Annotated in this window: 14 protein-coding genes; 8 read left to right on the plus strand and 6 right to left on the minus strand. The window is 69.9% G+C overall.

Going from position 1 to position 15321, the window contains the following annotated elements:
- Nucleotides 1–198: 198 nt before the first annotated feature.
- The 4 genes from flgA (at nucleotide 199) to QZM35_RS31335 (ending at nucleotide 3979) form a co-directional block, all read left to right on the plus strand.
- Nucleotides 199–1500: a flagellar basal body P-ring formation chaperone FlgA gene (flgA, locus tag QZM35_RS31320; RefSeq protein WP_301777440.1), complete on the plus strand. Its 1302-nt coding sequence runs from the start codon at nucleotides 199–201 to the stop codon at nucleotides 1498–1500.
- A 118-nt stretch (nucleotides 1501–1618) separates the two neighbouring features.
- On the plus strand, nucleotides 1619–1948 hold the full coding sequence (flgM, locus tag QZM35_RS31325) for a flagellar biosynthesis anti-sigma factor FlgM (protein WP_089426519.1): 330 nt from the start codon (nucleotides 1619–1621) through the stop codon (nucleotides 1946–1948).
- Between the two features lie 69 nt (nucleotides 1949–2017).
- The gene (locus QZM35_RS31330) at nucleotides 2018–2458 is read left to right on the plus strand and encodes a flagella synthesis protein FlgN (protein ID WP_089426520.1); all 441 of its coding nucleotides are present in this window, start codon (nucleotides 2018–2020) and stop codon (nucleotides 2456–2458) included.
- Nucleotides 2459–2623: 165 nt separating this feature from the next.
- On the plus strand, nucleotides 2624–3979 hold the full coding sequence (locus QZM35_RS31335) for an SGNH/GDSL hydrolase family protein (protein ID WP_301777441.1): 1356 nt from the start codon (nucleotides 2624–2626) through the stop codon (nucleotides 3977–3979).
- A gap of 19 nt (nucleotides 3980–3998) precedes the next feature.
- On the opposite strand, the gene QZM35_RS31340 is transcribed toward QZM35_RS31335, so the two are convergent.
- Nucleotides 3999–5849: a M24 family metallopeptidase gene (locus QZM35_RS31340; protein ID WP_301777442.1), complete on the minus strand. Its 1851-nt coding sequence runs from the start codon at nucleotides 5847–5849 to the stop codon at nucleotides 3999–4001.
- A gap of 435 nt (nucleotides 5850–6284) precedes the next feature.
- Here QZM35_RS31340 and QZM35_RS31345 point away from each other — a divergent pair, with 435 nt between their 5' ends.
- A complete protein-coding gene (locus tag QZM35_RS31345; RefSeq protein WP_089431822.1) occupies nucleotides 6285–7070 on the plus strand; it encodes a helix-turn-helix domain-containing protein in 786 nt (261 codons plus the stop codon).
- 203 nt (nucleotides 7071–7273) lie between these two features.
- Here QZM35_RS31345 and QZM35_RS31350 read toward each other — a convergent pair whose 3' ends face one another.
- The 4 genes from QZM35_RS31350 to QZM35_RS31365 are packed head-to-tail and all read right to left on the minus strand — an operon-like array spanning nucleotide 7274 to nucleotide 12176.
- Complete coding sequence (locus QZM35_RS31350) at nucleotides 7274–8515, minus strand: multifunctional CCA addition/repair protein (protein ID WP_089426524.1); 1242 nt, start codon at nucleotides 8513–8515, stop codon at nucleotides 7274–7276.
- Nucleotides 8512–9159 (minus strand): glutathione S-transferase family protein, encoded by a 648-nt coding sequence (locus QZM35_RS31355; protein WP_089441217.1) that lies wholly within the window; start codon nucleotides 9157–9159, stop codon nucleotides 8512–8514. The genes QZM35_RS31350 and QZM35_RS31355 overlap by 4 nt, the downstream gene beginning before the upstream one ends.
- A gap of 47 nt (nucleotides 9160–9206) precedes the next feature.
- A complete protein-coding gene (locus QZM35_RS31360) occupies nucleotides 9207–10166 on the minus strand; it encodes a complex I NDUFA9 subunit family protein (protein WP_089431823.1) in 960 nt (319 codons plus the stop codon).
- Nucleotides 10167–10223: 57 nt separating this feature from the next.
- Nucleotides 10224–12176, minus strand: coding sequence for a lytic transglycosylase domain-containing protein (locus QZM35_RS31365; RefSeq protein WP_301777443.1), 1953 nt, complete (start codon nucleotides 12174–12176; stop codon nucleotides 10224–10226).
- 8 nt (nucleotides 12177–12184) lie between these two features.
- Between QZM35_RS31365 and QZM35_RS31370 the strand changes: the two genes are divergently transcribed.
- The gene (locus QZM35_RS31370) at nucleotides 12185–12793 is read left to right on the plus strand and encodes a 5-formyltetrahydrofolate cyclo-ligase (protein ID WP_301777444.1); all 609 of its coding nucleotides are present in this window, start codon (nucleotides 12185–12187) and stop codon (nucleotides 12791–12793) included.
- Between the two features lie 74 nt (nucleotides 12794–12867).
- On the opposite strand, the gene QZM35_RS31375 is transcribed toward QZM35_RS31370, so the two are convergent.
- A complete protein-coding gene (locus QZM35_RS31375; protein ID WP_027788908.1) occupies nucleotides 12868–13380 on the minus strand; it encodes a winged helix DNA-binding protein in 513 nt (170 codons plus the stop codon).
- A gap of 148 nt (nucleotides 13381–13528) precedes the next feature.
- On the opposite strand from QZM35_RS31375, the gene pxpB reads away from it, so the two are divergent.
- The gene (pxpB, locus tag QZM35_RS31380) at nucleotides 13529–14185 is read left to right on the plus strand and encodes a 5-oxoprolinase subunit PxpB (RefSeq protein WP_089426529.1); all 657 of its coding nucleotides are present in this window, start codon (nucleotides 13529–13531) and stop codon (nucleotides 14183–14185) included.
- A complete protein-coding gene (locus QZM35_RS31385; RefSeq protein WP_301777445.1) occupies nucleotides 14182–15249 on the plus strand; it encodes a biotin-dependent carboxyltransferase family protein in 1068 nt (355 codons plus the stop codon). Before pxpB ends, QZM35_RS31385 begins: the two co-directional genes overlap by 4 nt.
- Nucleotides 15250–15321 lie beyond the last annotated feature (72 nt).

Consider the following 15321-nt stretch of genomic DNA (forward strand, 5'->3'; position numbering starts at 1 on the left):
GTCTCTCCGTATGAAGCGCTGCACGCCCCTCGCGCCGGATGGCGACTCGAGAGGCTTTTTTCCATGACAGCGATGGTAGGCGTCGGACGCAACCGGCAATCGGGCGAATAACGCGGCAAAGGCCCCCTCTATTCATCGTTTGCGCGACCGCCCCGCTCCCTAGAATGCGAAGCGGAGCAACGGATCGGGGATACGGCGATGACTGGCAGCGAACTTCGCGGAAGGAACGGGCGGCTCACGCACGTCCGGCGTGCGTTTGCGCTCGCCGCGGCGCTGTGGATCGCCGCCCCGGCCGCGCACGCGGACGACGCGATGATCGTGATTCCGGGGCGCGGCGAGACGGCCGAAACCGCGCTCGCGCACGCCAATGCGGCGAGCGGCGGGCAGTTCGGCGGGAATGCGGCGAACGGCGGGAATGCGGCGAACGGCGCGAATGCGGCGACGGCGCCGGGTTCGGGCCTGGCGCCGGACACGGGTCGTGCCGCGAGCGGCGCGGGTGCGGGTGCCGCCGGCGGCGCGTCCGGCGCCGGCTACGCGGCGCAACCGGCTGGCATGATGGTCGTGACGACCGTCCCGGCGCAGGCTCCTGCGCCAGCCCCGGCGCCGCGCCCTGTCTATGCAGCCGCCCGCATGAATGCCGGAACCGGATATGGCGCGCCGCGCGCCGCCGATCCGAACGCGATCGCGACGGTCGTCGCCGGCACGGCCGAGCCCGCATCGAATCCCGTACGGCCGGCCCCGCAGCCGGCGATGACCGCGCGCCTGGCGGCGGCTCGCGCCGCGTCCGCCGCACCGGCGCCGCGCGCCGTCCCGGTTTCCGCGAACCCCACCCCGGCGGCCAATGCCGCCACCGCGGCCCAGCCCGCGACACCGCCCGGCCAGCAGGATCCCGAGTCGATCCGCCGCACGGCCCTCGCGTTCCTGCAGCAGCAGGTCGCGGGCCTGCCCGGCAAGACCACCACGACGGTCACGACCGCGTTTCCGCGCGGGCTCGCCGCGTGCACGACGCTCGAGCCGTTCATGCCGACCGGCGCGCGCCTGTGGGGCCGCACGACGGTCGGCGTGCGCTGCGCGGGTGAGCGGCCGTGGACCGTCTACCTGCAGGCGAAAGTCACCGTGCAGGCCACCTACTACGTCGCCGCGCGCCAGATCGCGCCCGGCGAGCCGCTTTCCGCGGCCGACCTGGTCGCCCGCGACGGCGATCTGACGGTGCTGCCGCTCGCGGTGATCACCGATCCGGCGCAGCCGATCGGCGCGACCGCGCTCGCGCGCATTTCGGCCGGGCTGCCGTTGCGGCAGGACCTGCTGAAGAGCGCGGCGTCGGTGTCGGCCGGCCAGACGGTGCGGGTGGTCGCGGCCGGGCCCGGTTTCACGATTTCGGCCGAGGGCAGCGCGCTGGCGAATGCGGCGCCCGGCCAGTCGGTGCGGGTGCGGATGGCGGCGGGCCAGATCGTCACGGCGATCGTCAAGGACGCCGGCACCGTGGAAATTCCGCTATAGGGACGGATCTCACGGCAAGAATGTAAAGAATTGTTTATTCGGGGCATTTCGGGCTCGCGATGCTAAAGTTCGGGCCGACCCGGCCGTTATCTGGGTCAAACCGAACAGGAAACCCATCGTGAAGATCGATTCCACTCCGAACCCGAGCCCCCTGGCGCCGACCGGCAACGGCGCGACCCGTGCGCAATCCGGCACGGCCTCGTCTTCGTCCGCGCAGGCGGCCGATGCGGGGTCGACCGGCGGCGACCGGAGCGTGAACCTGTCGGGTCTGTCCGGCCAGTTGCGCTCGGTATCCGCGTCCGGCAACGGCGATATCGACACGGGCCTGGTCCAGTCGATCAAGGACGCGCTGAACAACGGCACGCTGACGATCGACGCGAACAAGATCGCCGACGGCGTATTGAATACCGCCCGAGAGCTGCTGCAGCAGCAGCGCCCGGGCAACTGAAGCGGGCCTCGCGAGGCCCGCCCCCCGGTTTGCCGGCGCTACCCGCGCCGGCGCGACGAGCATGACGCGATGAGAGAAGAGCTGCTGGCCACGGTCAACGACGAACACGCGACGGTCGAAGCGTTCGCGTCCCTGCTTGCGTACGAGGAAAAGGCGCTGACGACGGCGCAGCCGCTCGAGATGCTGCCCGGGATCGTCGAGAAGAAAAGCGAGCTGATCGACCGGCTCGCGCAGCTCGAACGCACGCGCGACACCCAGCTTTCCGCACTCGGCTTTCCGGCCGGCAAGAAGGGGATGGACCAGGCCGCCGAGCGCGATGCCCGCCTCGCCGGCCGCTGGCAGTTGCTGCAGCAGTCCGCCGAACGCGCGCGCCAGGCCAATGCGAACAACGGGATGCTGATCCGGATCCGGATGGACTACAACGAGCGCGCGCTCGCGGTACTGCGCTCGGCGCCCGCGCCGGCCGGCATCTACGGCGCCGACGGCCGTGTGTCGGCCCTCACGCGCTGAAGCACTGACTGACTGATCGGCGGCCGCGCCGCCACCGTACTCCCCCGCCGTTCGCGGCACGCCACGTTTCGACAGACCGGGCCCGAGCCCGGCACCCACGGTCCCTTCCGATACACGGTCGCGCAGCCGCGCGCCGTCCCGTCACAACAATCAGAAGAGGGCCGCATGCCATATTTCCGCATTCCGTTTTCATCCCGCGTCGCCGCCGTGTCCGCTGTCGCCACGCTGGGCGCCGCCTTGACGCTCCCCGTCGCACAGGCCGCCGGCCCCGCGCCGCTGGCCACGCCGACGGGCGACATGTCGCTGTCGCCGGCCGGCCCCGACGTCGTGCCGCCGTCCGCATCGAGCCCGCCAGGCGCCACGCCGCGCGCGTCCCGCCGCGGCTCCGACACCTACACGTACCTGCGCTGCTGGTACCGGATCGACGCGGACCCGCTGAAGCCGGCCGCGACCTACGAATGGGCGCGCAACCCGGCCGGCGGCGACTGGTATCGCGTGTCCGGCTACTGGTGGGCGGACGGCATCACGCAGTGGAAGAACATGTTCTACAGCACGACGCCGCAGGACACGCTCGCCGACGTGTGCCGCAAGACGCTGGCCGCGAAAGGCATCAAGACCGACCTCGTGCAGGCGGTCGCGGCGAACAACGCGCTGTCGTTCAACTACACGGTGTGGACCATCGACGCCGCGCAGCAGGACGCGCGCGTCAACAAGCTGATCGTGTTCGGCGACAGCCTGTCCGACACGCAGAACATGTTCAACGCGAGCCAGTGGAAGCTGCCGAACGGCACGAGCTGGCAGGCGGGGCGCTTCAGCAACGGCCCGGTGTGGGCCGAATATCTCGCGAACGCGTTGCGGCTGCCGTTCTACAACTGGGCGATCGGCGGCGCGGCGACCGACCAGTACCTCGTCGTGCCGGGCCTCGTGCAGCAGATCGATTCGTGGCGCGAATACATGGATCGCGCGCCGGAGTACCGGCCCGCCAACACGCTGTTCGCGGTGTTCGCGGGCGGCAACGACCTGGTGAACTACGGGCGCTCGCCCGAACAGGCGGCGAATGCGGTGCGCGACAGCCTCGAGCGGCTCGCCGCGGCCGGCGCGACGCGGATCATGCTCGTCACGCTGCCGGACGTGTCGCGCGCGCCGGTGTTCGCGACCCGCACCGACACCGCGAGCGTCGCCGCGCAGGTGAAGGACTACAACCAGCGCCTCGCGGACGCGGCCGCCGCGCTGCGCGCCCGCTACGGCGCGACGTTGCGGCTCGAGGTGTTCGATGCGTATGCGTTGTTCGACGACCTGCTGAGCCACCCGGCCCAGTATGGCTTCGACGATGCGAAGCGTTCGTGCCTCGACATCCCGAAACCGTCGTCGCTCACCTACCTGGGCGCGCAGACGCCGCGCGCGGACTGCCGCGACCCGGCGCGCTTCGTGTTCTGGGACACGCTGCACCCGACCACGCGCACGCACGCGTGGCTCGCCGAGCGGATCGCGCCGTTCGTGCGGGCACGCCTGCTGAACTGACCGGCGCGGGCGGCCGTGCCTACAGCAGCGGACACGCGGTGACCTGCGTGCCGCGCTCCACGCACAGCCGCTCGTAGTCGCGCAGGTACGCGCGCTCGTCGTCGTCCAGCAGGTCGAGATCGATCAGGTCCCAGTCGTAGCCGACCGTCACGATGTTCTCGAACGTGACGGTGTCCGGCTGCGCGTCGTCCCGGTGGATGATCACGATGTTCTCGATCCGCACGCCGCCCTTGCCCGGCACATAGATGCCCGGCTCGACCGAGATCACCGCATTCGGCACGAGCCCGTACTTGGCGCCCGGCGCGAACCGCACGCCGCCCTCGTGCACGTGGATCCCGACGCCGTGCCCGGTGCCGTGGCCGAAATCGTGGCCGTGGTCGCGGCACACCTGCCGCACGAGCGCATCGACGTCGCCGCCCGTCGCGGTGCTCGGAAAGCGCGTGACGAGCCCCTTGATGCAGGCCTTCAGCGCGACCGTGTAGATCTCGCGCTGCCACGGCTGCGCGACCGTTTCCGGCCGGGTCCGGCGCAGCACCACACGGGTGCAGTCCGTCGCGAAGCCGGCTTCGTAGTACGCGCCGCTGTCGAGCAGCACGAGTTCGCCTTCCGTCAGCTCGACGTCGGCGCTCGCCGCCGTGTAATGCGCGAACGCGCTGTTCGCGCCGTTCGCCGCGATCGACGGAAACGTCAGCGCCACCGCCGAGCGTGCGCCGTACGCGTCGTTGATCGTGCGCGCCAGGTCGTATTCGGTATGGCGCGCGCCCGGCTCGCCGGCCTTCGCCCAGCGCATCGTCTCGGCGATCGCCGCGGAGCTGCGCGCGAACGCGTCGCGGAACTGGTCGAGCACCGCCGGCGTCTTGCTGGCCCGCATCGCCTCGACCGGGTTGAAGTCGGCCTGCCGCGCGTGCGGCCACACCCGCTTCACCGCGTCGACGAGCGCGCAGTTCACCGACTCGAAGCCGTAGCACACGTGCTCGACGTCGAACTGCGCGAGAAAGCGCTCGAGCGCCGCGACATCGCGCCGGATCACGTGCAGCGCCGGATACGACGCGAGCGTGACCTCGCAGCGGTCGCAGCCTTCCGGCAGGAACAACGCCACCTGGCCGCCGACCGCGAACAGGAAGCCGAGGTGCGACGACGCATTCGGGATGTGATAGCCGCGGCTGTTCAGCAGGTACGCGAGATCGTCCGACGCGCAGGTGAAGAACGCGGTCTTGCCGTCCGGCGCGCCGGTATGCGCGGCGAGCCGGCGGTTCAGCGTGTCGAGGTTCTGCGCAACGCTCAGGCCGGTCGCCGATTCCGGCACTTCGAAGATCGGCCGCTCGACGCCCCAGCCCGGCAGCGCGATCGCGCGATCGATCTCCCGGTCGACGAGGCTCGTCCAGTCGAGCGACGCGGCCTGCGTCTGTTCGAACAGACGATCGCGCTGCGCGACGCTGACCCGCCGCGCGTCGTAGCCGACCCGCGCGAGCCGGCTGCCGTGCGCGACCAGCCAGTCGGCCATCGCCTGCCAGATCGTCACGTTCATCCCGAGCTTCTCGATGCGCACGCGCGCCGGATCGCACTGCTGCTCGGCCTGCAGGTGATAGCGGCCGTCGACGAACAGCACGAACGGGGGCAGATCGAGTGCCTGCGCGGTCGCCGCGCTCAGGAAGATCCCGCAGCCGGCCGAGCCGTCGAAACCCGACACCGCATAGCGCGGATTGTTGGCGAGCGGCAGGTACTCGGTCACGTATTCGTCCTGCGACGTGACCAGCACCGCGTCGAGCCGCGCCGCATCGAGCAGGCGCGACAGGCCCGCCTGCGTGTCGACGACGGATGCGTCGTACGGGGGAAGGCCGGAGAAGCTGTATTTCAGTCGATCGATCATCGGAAGCCCGTTATGCATTGTTGTCGGCGGCCGGCGGTGACGCGGCGGGGTGCAGGCCCGAGGCAGGCCTGATGCGGCACGGCGCCGCTGCAGGTGGACGTTCGGCCCGGCGCGGCACGGCGCCGGACCGCCGTGCCGTTCCGGCAGCAGTCCTTGAAAAAATTTTCGTCCCACTTAACTTTTTTTGATACGCGCAACAGAATCTAGAGCACGCCGAAATTGAGGTCAAGCTAAAATTTTCGTAGGGCTAAAATCGGCGCGGCGCCTGCGCATCCCGGCACAACGCCACATGAATTCGCCCGGCGACACGGCGCGGTACAATGCGCCGGCATCGCCGTCCCGACGGCCGTGCTTCGTGCGAGGCGCGGAAATCACCGTCCGGCGACTGCACCGCCCGTCCGCTCGCCTCCCGACTCGTTGTCACGAAAGAGATTCATGGATTCAGACATCATGCGTATCGGCCAGCGCATTCGCCGCCTGCGCCGGGAAGCGAAGAAGACGCTGCTGGAAGTCGCGACCGAGGCGAAGCTGTCGGTCGGGTTCCTGTCCCAGGTCGAGCGCCACCTCACGGGCATCTCGCTGTCGTCGCTCGTCAACGTCGCGAAGGCACTCGGCGTGCCGCTCGGCGCGCTGATCGACCAGCCGCGTCAGGCCCAGCCCGATTCGTACGAGGGTCGCCGCAAGCCGTACGCGCTCGACGCCAGGTCGCAGTGGTACGAACGCCTCTCCACCACGTTCGACGGCAGCCAGATCAACGCGCTCAAGGTGCAGATGATGGAAGGCTACCGCTCGGAATGGGTCGCGCACGGCGGCGACGAATTCGTGTACGTGCTGGCCGGCCGGATCTGCTACACGGTCGGCAAGAAGGATTACCCGCTGTCGCCCGGCGACTCGCTGCACTTCGACGCGCGCAAGCGGCATCGGGTCGCCAACGTGGGCGACGGGCCGGCCGAGGTGATCGCGGTCGGCACGCTGCCGCTGTTCGACGACCGTGGCGCCGGGTTCGTGTCGGCGACGATGGACGTCGGTAAGCCGGCGCCCGCCGCAAGTGCGACGCCGGGCGAGCCGCGCGTGAGCCGCCGTGGGCCGGCGCCCAAGCGGGCGGAACGCGAGCGCGACGCCGGCGCGGCGGGAAAGGAAAAGAAGGCCGTGGCCAAGCCGCGCGCATCCGCCGGCAAACGCCCGGCGGCCGCGAAGCCGGCGCGCAAGAAGAAGTCGTAACGGTTGCCGGGGAGGCAGACGCAAGGCGCGCGCCCTTCCCGCCGGCCCTATTCGCCGCCCCTATTCGCCGACCCTATTCGCCGCCCCTATTCGCCGACCCTATTCGCCGCCCCTATTCGCCGCCCCTATTCGCCGCCCCTATTCGCCGCCCCTATTCGCCGCCCCTATTCGCCGACCCTATTCGCCGGCCCTATTCGCCGGCCCTATTCGCCGATCTCGAGCGCGTGCGCGACGGCCTCGATCCGTGCGCGATGCACGGCGTCCTTGATCTTCTCCGTATCGTTGCCGATGCCGCGCGCGATTGCGCCGGCGTCGACGCTGCGCGCGGCCGCGAGCGCAACGCGCAGCCGCTCGGCCTGCGGATACGGCTGGGTGTCGAGCCCGAGCCGCCCGCGCGCATCCGATTCGCACGCCTGCAGCATCTCGGCGAACCGCGCCGGCTTGCGCAGCGCGTCGCTGCGCTCGAACAGCCGCACCAGCGCGGCCGCGCCCATCTCCATCACGCGATGCAGGTTGCCGTGCTCGCGCGCGACGACCAGCGCGAGATCGCGGCATTCGTTCGGCACGCGCAGCCGCTCGCACAACGGCTTGAGCAGGTCGACGCTGCGCCCCTCGTGGCCGACGTGGCGCGGCAGCACGTCGGCGGGCGTCGTCGCCTTGCCGAGATCGTGCGTGAGCGCCGCGAAGCGCACCGGCAGCGAATAACCCTGCTTCGCCGCATAGTCGACGACCATCATCACGTGCACGCCCGTGTCGACTTCCGGGTGGTAGTCGGCGCGCTGCGGCACGCCCCACAACGCATCGACTTCGGGCAGGATGCGCGCGAGCGCGCCGCACTCGCGCAGCACCGCGAACATCCGCGACGGCTTCGCCTCCATCAGCCCGCGCGCGATTTCCTGCCACACGCGCTCGGGCACGAGCGCGTCGACCTCGCCCGCCTCGACCATCCGCCGCATCAGCGCGAGCGTTTCGTCCGCGACCGTGAAATCCGCGAACCGCGCGGCGAAGCGCGCGATCCGCAGGATCCGCACCGGATCCTCGACGAACGCGTCGCTCACGTGCCGGAACACGCGCGCGCGCAGGTCGGCCTGACCGTCGAACGGATCGATCACGGGCCCGACGAGCTCGCCCTCCGGGCTCACCTCGCGCGCCATCGCGTTGATCGTCAGGTCACGCCGCGCGAGATCCTCGTCGAGCGTCACGTCCGGCGCGTAATGGAACTGGAAGCCGTGATAGCCGGCCGCCGTCTTGCGCTCGGTGCGCGCGAGCGCGTACTCCTCCTGCGTGCGCGGATGCAGGAATACCGGGAAATCCTTGCCGACCGGCCGGAACCCCTGCGCGGCCATCTGCTCGGGGGTCGCGCCCACCACCACGTAGTCGCGGTCCTGCACGGGCACGCCGAGCAGTTCGTCGCGGATGGCGCCGCCTACTGCGTAGATGTTCATGGCTGAGGCTCGTATTCGGCGATCACGTTCGTTTCGCGGCGCGCGGCATCGATCCAGCGCTGCACGGCCGGCAGCGCCGTCACGCGCGCCGCATAGCCTGCCGCTTCCGGCGACAGGCCGGGCGCGTACGTATTGAAGCGCATCACGACGGGCGCATACATCGCATCGGCAATGCCGAATTCGCCGAACAGGAACGGCCCGCCCGACGCCTCGAGACACGCGCTCCACAGCGCATCGATGCGCGCGACATCGGCGAGCGCGTCGGGGGTCGCGCCGCGCCCCGGCATCGACGCGCGCACGTTCATGCCCATCTGCGTGCGCAGCGCCGCGAAGCCCGAATGCATCTCGGCCGCGACGCAGCGCGCATGCGCGCGCTCGAGCGGATCGGCCGGCCACATCGGAAACTGCGGATAGCGTTCGGCGAGCGTCTCGGCGATCGCGAGCGAATCCCAGATCGCGACGCCGTGGTCGTCGATCAGGCACGGCACCTTGCCGGACGGCGAATACTCGCGGATGCGCGCGGCCGTGTCATCGTGGCGCAGCTCGATCGCGATCTCGTCGAACGGGATGCCGAAATGCGCGAGCAGCAGCCACGGGCGCATCGACCACGACGAGTAGTTCTTGTCTCCAATGACGAGTTTCATGACGGTGTTCCGGAAAACGCGAAGGTGGAAGGGAGGACGTTGCCGGGCTAGCGGCGCGAGCGGAACCAGTCGAACCGGGAGCGCTGCGCGGCCTGGCCGAGATACGCGGGCGCGATGCTTTCGAGACTCGCGGGCGAGATCCCGAGCTCCGGCGCGAGCGGCCCCGACAGCACGTTCGGCACCGACATCGTCGCGAGATTGTCGCGCGTGAGCACGGGCTCGCCGGGCAGGCATTCGAACACGCTCGCCTGCAGCCGCGCAAGCGCGTCGGGCAGCCGCACGATGCGTGCCTGGCGGCCGACCAGCGTGCCGCAATAGCGCACCAGCTGCTCGAGCGTGTAGACGGTCGGGCCGCCGAGTTCGTAGGTCTTGCCGTGTGCGGCCGCGAGATCGAGCGTGTTGACGAACGCGCGCACGACATCGCCGACGAACACCGGCTGGAAGCGCGCGTCGGGCATCGCGAGCGGCAGCACGGGCACCGAGCGCTGCAGGTTCGCGAACGTGTTGAGGAACGCATCGCCGGGGCCGAACACGACCGACGGGCGGAAGATCGTCAGCGCGAGCGAATCGGTCGCCGCGATCGCATGCAACGCGGCCTCGCCGTCGCCCTTCGAGCGCTGGTACATGCTCGCGCCCTGCGAATCGGCGCCGAGCGCGCTCATGTGCAGCACGCGCTGCACGCCCACCTCGGTGCAGGCGGTCGCGAGCGCGGCCGGCAGCGTGACGTGCGCGCGCTCGAAGCCGGGCCCGTACGGCGTGCCGCGGCCGCCATGCAGCACGCCGACCAGGTTGATCGCCGCGTGCGCACCGGCGACGAAGCGCGCGAGCGTGCGCGTGTCGAGCGCGTCGAGCTCGACGATTTCGACCGGCAGCATCTGCAGGTGGCGCGCGTGGTCGCGCCGGCGCGTGCCGATCCGCACCTGCTTGCCGGATTCGATCAGCGCATTGACGAGCCGGCTGCCGATGAAGCCGGTGCCGCCCAGCAGCGCGACGGTCTGGCGATCCATGTCGTGAGCCTCAAAAGAACACTGCCGCGTCTCGCGCGGCAGTGTGAAGATTGCGTATCAGGGCGAGATCATGCCTAGACGTTTCTTCAACGACTGCGGTTTGCCCTCGAAGAGCGCCGCGTAGTAGACGGTGTTCGACAGCACGTTCTTCACGTAGTCGCGCGTCTCGTTGAACGGAATCGTTTCTGCGAAGATCGCGCCTTCGACCGGCTGCGTCAACACCTGGCGCCACTGGCGCGGCCGGCCCGGGCCCGCGTTGTAGCCGGCCGTGGCGAGCACCGGCGAGCTGTCGAAGTTGTTGTAGATGTCCGCCAGATACCAGGTGCCGAGCTGGATGTTGGTATCGATGTCGTGCATCTGCGCGCGCGAGATCGTGCCCATGCCGAGCTTCTTCGCGACCATCTGCGCGGTGGCCGGCATCAGCTGCATCAGGCCGCCCGCGCCCACCGACGAACGCGCGCTGATGATGAAGCGCGATTCCTGGCGGATCAGCCCGTACGCCCATTCGGTGTCGAGGCCCGTCGATTGCGCATAGCGCTCGACGATGTTGCGGTACGGCGACGGGTAGCGCAGCGTGAAGTCGTGCTCGGCCTTCGTGCGGTCGGCCGTATTGACCGTGCGGTCGAGCAGCTCGACGCGCTTGCCGTATTCGGCCGCGGCCAGCAGCTGGCGATCGGTCATCCCGCGCAGCGGCCAGTTCCATTCGCGGTTGCCTTCGAGGCGCAGGTTCAGCGCATAGAAACGCTGCGCAAGCGCGAAGCCCGGAATCTTGCTCATCGCGTCGATCTCGGCGTCGCTCACCTTCGTGCGCGGCGGGATCGTCGTGCGCTGGCCGAGCTCTTCGCCGGCGAGCTGCCCGTAGAAGTTGAACTGGCCCGCGACCTGCTCGAATTCCTGGTTCGCCTGCAGCGTGTCGCCGCTCTGCTTGAGCGCGCGTGCATGCCAGTAGATCCACGCCGGATCGTCGCGCAGCGACGGCGGCATCTGCTCGATCGACCAGCGCACCATCGGCCAGTTGCCGGCGAGCAGCGCAGCGCGCGTGCGCCATTCGTAGCCCGGGTTCGACAGCGGCGCATTCGTCGATTTCGCGTACCAGACCGACGCGAGCGGCGAGCGCTTGATCGCGCCCTGGTAGCCGATCGCGCCCCACACGATCGCCTGCTCCTGCTTGGTCAGCGACGGCGCGACCGTGGTCAGCATCCCGGCGGCGGCGTCCGGATCGTTGCGCGCCATGCGGCCGAGCGCGATCAGTGCGATCTGGTGCGACGTCGCGTCGGGGCCGACGCCGCGCGCGAGGTACAGCGGCGGCGCGCTCGTCGCCTGGTCGAAGCCGACCGGGCGCGGGCCGAGCGCGTCGACGATCTTGCCGCCGAGCGTCGTGTAGTTCTGCTCGTACGCGAGGCGCGCCTGCTGCCACACGTCGTCGCTCGTGAACTGCTGGTTGACCGTGAGCGCGGTGATCAGGTCGACGCACGCGTCGCCGTAATTCTTCGGCTCGACGAGCAGCGCACGCGCCGCTTCGGCGACGTTCTCGCCGCGCGCCGCGCGCGATTCGAGCGCATAGCACTTGACCTGCGTGTCGTCGTCGAGCACGAAGCGCTTGTATTGCTCGTCGAAGTTGCGCCAGTCGTGGCGCGCGCCGAGCACGAGCAGGTAGTCGTTGCGCAGGCGGTCGGCGATCGCCTGGCCGTCGTAGCGCTGCAGGAACGACTGCACGGGCGCGTCCGGCGCGTCCACGCGCGCGCGGCCCGTCGAATCGAACAACTGCGGCTTGATCTGGAAATACTCGACGTAGGACGGTACCGGATAGTTCGGGATCATCGACGCGAGCTGCGCGGCTTTCGCGGCGTCGTTGCGACGCGCGGCTTCACGAAGCTGCACGAAGGTCTGGTCATCCCCGGCGACCGTATCGTCGTTCGGTGCGGCGCACGCAGCCGTACCCGCGACGAGCGCGGCGGCCGAAAGTGTGAGCGCGACCGCGCGATATACTCGGAAAAGGCTGTTCGACATCGTTTTGAATGGAGCACGAAGTGAGCGAAAGCATAGCACGCAACCCTGTGCCGAACCCGAAGGTTGCGCTACGCAAAACGCTGTCCGGCGCGCGTCGCGACGCCGCGTCGCAACCCGCCGTGAACGCCGCGCTCGATGCGCGGCTGCGCACGCTGCTCGACCGGCTCGCGCCGCGCACGGTCGGGTTCTACTGGCCGCTGCCGGGTGAATTCGATGCGCGCGAGGCCGTGCTCGCGTGGTGCGCGGCCGGCGCCGGCAGGCAGGCTGCGCTACCCGTGATCGACGAGCGGCACACGCCGCTCGAGTTCCATGCGTGGGACACGCACACGCCGATGCGCGAAGGTCATCACCGGATTCCGGAGCCGGCGTCGGGAATCGTCGTCGTGCCCGACCTGTTGCTGATTCCCTGTGTGGGATTCGATCTGCAGCGCTACCGGCTCGGCTACGGCGGCGGCTACTACGACCGTACGCTCGCCGCATGGCCGGGCAGCGAACTGCCCGTGACGGTCGGCATCGCGTACGAAGCGTGCCGCGTCGATGCGCTGCCGGCCGAAGCGCACGATCTCGCGCTGCACTGGATCGTGACCGACGGCGCGCTGTACCCGGCCGCCGGATGAGGCGGCGGGCGGCGCCGCATCCGTCGTCGCACGCCCGTCAGCGCACCGCGGCGCGCCAGCCGCGGCGCAACCGTTTACAGCGACGCCGCCGCGCGCGCGGCCGTGTCGTACAGGCCCGATGCGTTGCGCAGCAACTGCGCCGCGTCGCCGATCTGCTCGTTGGTGAGCCCGCTGTCCTTCAGCGTCTCGATCAGGCAGTGCTCGCGCACCTCGCGGTACTTCAGGCACAGGTCGCGGCCCGCGTCGGTCGCGAAGAAGAACACTTCCTTGCCGTTCTTCTCGCTCTTCACATAGCCGCGGGCGATCAGTTTTTTCAGCGCATAGGTCGCGACGTGCGTATCCTCGATATTGAGCACGAAGCAGATGTCGGCGAGCTTCTTCTTGCGTTCGCGATGGCTGACGTGATGCAGCAGCGACACCTCGACCGCCGTCATGTCCTTCGCGCCGGCCGCCGACATGCAGCGCACCATCCACCGATTGAAAGCATTGCCTGCCATGATGAGGCCGTATTCGAGTTCCGACAGCTCCGCGCTCGAATCGGAAACGAGGTGTTCGGATGACACGATCTTGGTCGCAGGACGCTTCATGGAAAGGCGGAGCAAGCCGGATGACAGGGTGTGCCGAGTGTACGCCAGAAGCCCCGACATACGGGCTAGGCGAAAACGCTTATTGGGAAGTTGTCGATATTTTATTGACAATGTGCGCTAACATTGCCGTCCGAACCGTGCCAGTCCGATGACGCAACCCCGCTTTTATCCGCTCGGCGATGCCGCCCTCGTCTGCGAGGTGCCGCCGCCCGCCACGCTCGATTGCCAGCGCCGCGTCTGGGCCGTTGCCGAGGCCGCGCGCGCGTGGCCCGACGTGATCGACGTCGTGCCCGGCATGAACAACCTGACGATCGTATTCGACGCGCTCGCCACGACGGCCGAGTCGCTCACGCCCGCGCTGCGCGACGCGTGGGAGACGGCCGACGTCGAGCACGCGGACGGCCGCGAGGTCGAGATCCCGGTCGAATACGGCGGCGCCGCCGGCCCCGATCTGCCGGCCGTCGCCGCGCATACCGGCCTGTCGGCCGACGAAGTCGTCGCGCGCCACGCGGCCGGCGCCTACGTCGTGTTCTTCGTCGGCTTCCAGCCGGGTTTCGCGTATCTCGGCGGGCTCGACGCCGCGCTGCACATGCCGCGCCGCGCGGCGCCGCGCCTCGAGGTGCCGGCCGGCTCGGTCGGCATCGGCGGCGCGCAGACGGGCATCTACCCGGCCACGTCGCCCGGCGGCTGGCAACTGATCGGCCGTACGTCGCACGTGCTGTTCGACCCGGCGCGGCCGCAGCCGACGCTGCTGCTGCCCGGCGACCGCGTGCGCTTCACCATTGCCGGAGTCGACGCACGATGACCCAGAGCACCGTACCGGGCACCATCGAAGTGGTGCGGGCCGGCCCGCTGTCCACCGTGCAGGATCTCGGGCGCCGCGGCGCACGCCATCTCGGCGTCGCGCAGGGCGGCGCGCTCGACGGCCTCGCGCTCGAAGTCGGCAACCGGCTGGTCGGCAACCGCGCCGATGCGGCGGCCGTCGAGATCACGATCGGCCCGGCCGCGTTCCGCTTCACGCGCGCGACCCGCATCGCGATCACCGGCACCGAGTTCGGTGCGACGCTCGACGGCCAGCGCGTATATTCATGGTGGAGCCTGCCGGTCGAGGCCGGGCAGACGCTCGTGCTGCCCGCCGCGAAACGCGGGATGCGCGGCTACCTGTGCATCGCCGGCGGCATCGACGTGCTGCCGATGCTCGGCTCGCGCAGCACCGATCTCGCGTCGCGCTTCGGCGGCCTCGGCGGCCGCGCGCTGCGCGACGGCGATCGCCTCCCGATCGGCGTGCTTCCGGCCGGGATGGGTTGCCTCGCGGCCGACGCGCCCGAATTCGGCGTCAAGGCGCCGGCGTGGTGCGCGTTCGTGCGCGTCGACGAGCCGCCGCGCCGTCACCGCCCCGCGCATGCGCCGTGGGCGATGCCCGTGCGCGTGCTGCCGGGCCCCGACTACGCGTCGTTCGCCGCCGATTCGCAGCAGGCGTTCTGGGATGAGGAATGGCTGGTCACGGCGAACAGCAACCGCATGGGCTACCGGCTGGCCGGTGTCGAACTCGTGCGCGAGCGGCCGGCCGAGCTGCTGTCGCACGCGGTGCTGCCCGGCACGATCCAGGTGCCGCCGAACGGCCAGCCGATCGTGCTGATGCACGACGCGCAGACCACCGGCGGCTACCCGAAGATCGGCACGGTGATCCGGGCGGACCTGTGGAAACTCGCGCAGGCGCGGCTCAACCTGCCGATCCGCTTCGTGCGCACGACACCCGACGCCGCGCGCGCCGCGCTGGCCGCGGAACGTGCGTATCTGCGGCAGATCGACGTGGCGATCGACATGCGCGAGGAAGCGCGCCGCCGCGCCGAGTCGCGCGCGGCGTGACAATGGCGGTAGCGGTACCGAAGGCAGTCGCAGTAGAGAAAACGGGCCACGCAATCAGTGGACGAGGAACAT

It is taken from the genome of Burkholderia sp. AU45274, from assembly GCF_030482505.1.
Classification (GTDB): Bacteria; Pseudomonadota; Gammaproteobacteria; order Burkholderiales; family Burkholderiaceae; genus Burkholderia.

Bases quoted from the DNA above. Each gene is read 5' to 3' on its own strand.
- flgA (WP_301777440.1), top strand. From the start codon at position 199: ATGACTGGCAGCGAACTTCGCGGAAGGAACGGGCGGCTCACGCACGTC.
- QZM35_RS31330 (WP_089426520.1), top strand. From the start codon at position 2,018: ATGAGAGAAGAGCTGCTGGCCACGGTCAACGACGAACACGCGACGGTC.
- QZM35_RS31335 (WP_301777441.1), top strand. From the start codon at position 2,624: ATGCCATATTTCCGCATTCCGTTTTCATCCCGCGTCGCCGCCGTGTCC.
- QZM35_RS31340 (WP_301777442.1), bottom strand. From the start codon at position 5,849: ATGATCGATCGACTGAAATACAGCTTCTCCGGCCTTCCCCCGTACGAC.
- QZM35_RS31345 (WP_089431822.1), top strand. From the start codon at position 6,285: ATGGATTCAGACATCATGCGTATCGGCCAGCGCATTCGCCGCCTGCGC.
- QZM35_RS31350 (WP_089426524.1), bottom strand. From the start codon at position 8,515: ATGAACATCTACGCAGTAGGCGGCGCCATCCGCGACGAACTGCTCGGC.
- QZM35_RS31355 (WP_089441217.1), bottom strand. From the start codon at position 9,159: ATGAAACTCGTCATTGGAGACAAGAACTACTCGTCGTGGTCGATGCGC.
- QZM35_RS31360 (WP_089431823.1), bottom strand. From the start codon at position 10,166: ATGGATCGCCAGACCGTCGCGCTGCTGGGCGGCACCGGCTTCATCGGC.
- QZM35_RS31365 (WP_301777443.1), bottom strand. From the start codon at position 12,176: ATGTCGAACAGCCTTTTCCGAGTATATCGCGCGGTCGCGCTCACACTT.
- QZM35_RS31370 (WP_301777444.1), top strand. From the start codon at position 12,185: ATGGAGCACGAAGTGAGCGAAAGCATAGCACGCAACCCTGTGCCGAAC.
- QZM35_RS31375 (WP_027788908.1), bottom strand. From the start codon at position 13,380: ATGAAGCGTCCTGCGACCAAGATCGTGTCATCCGAACACCTCGTTTCC.
- pxpB (WP_089426529.1), top strand. From the start codon at position 13,529: ATGACGCAACCCCGCTTTTATCCGCTCGGCGATGCCGCCCTCGTCTGC.
- QZM35_RS31385 (WP_301777445.1), top strand. From the start codon at position 14,182: ATGACCCAGAGCACCGTACCGGGCACCATCGAAGTGGTGCGGGCCGGC.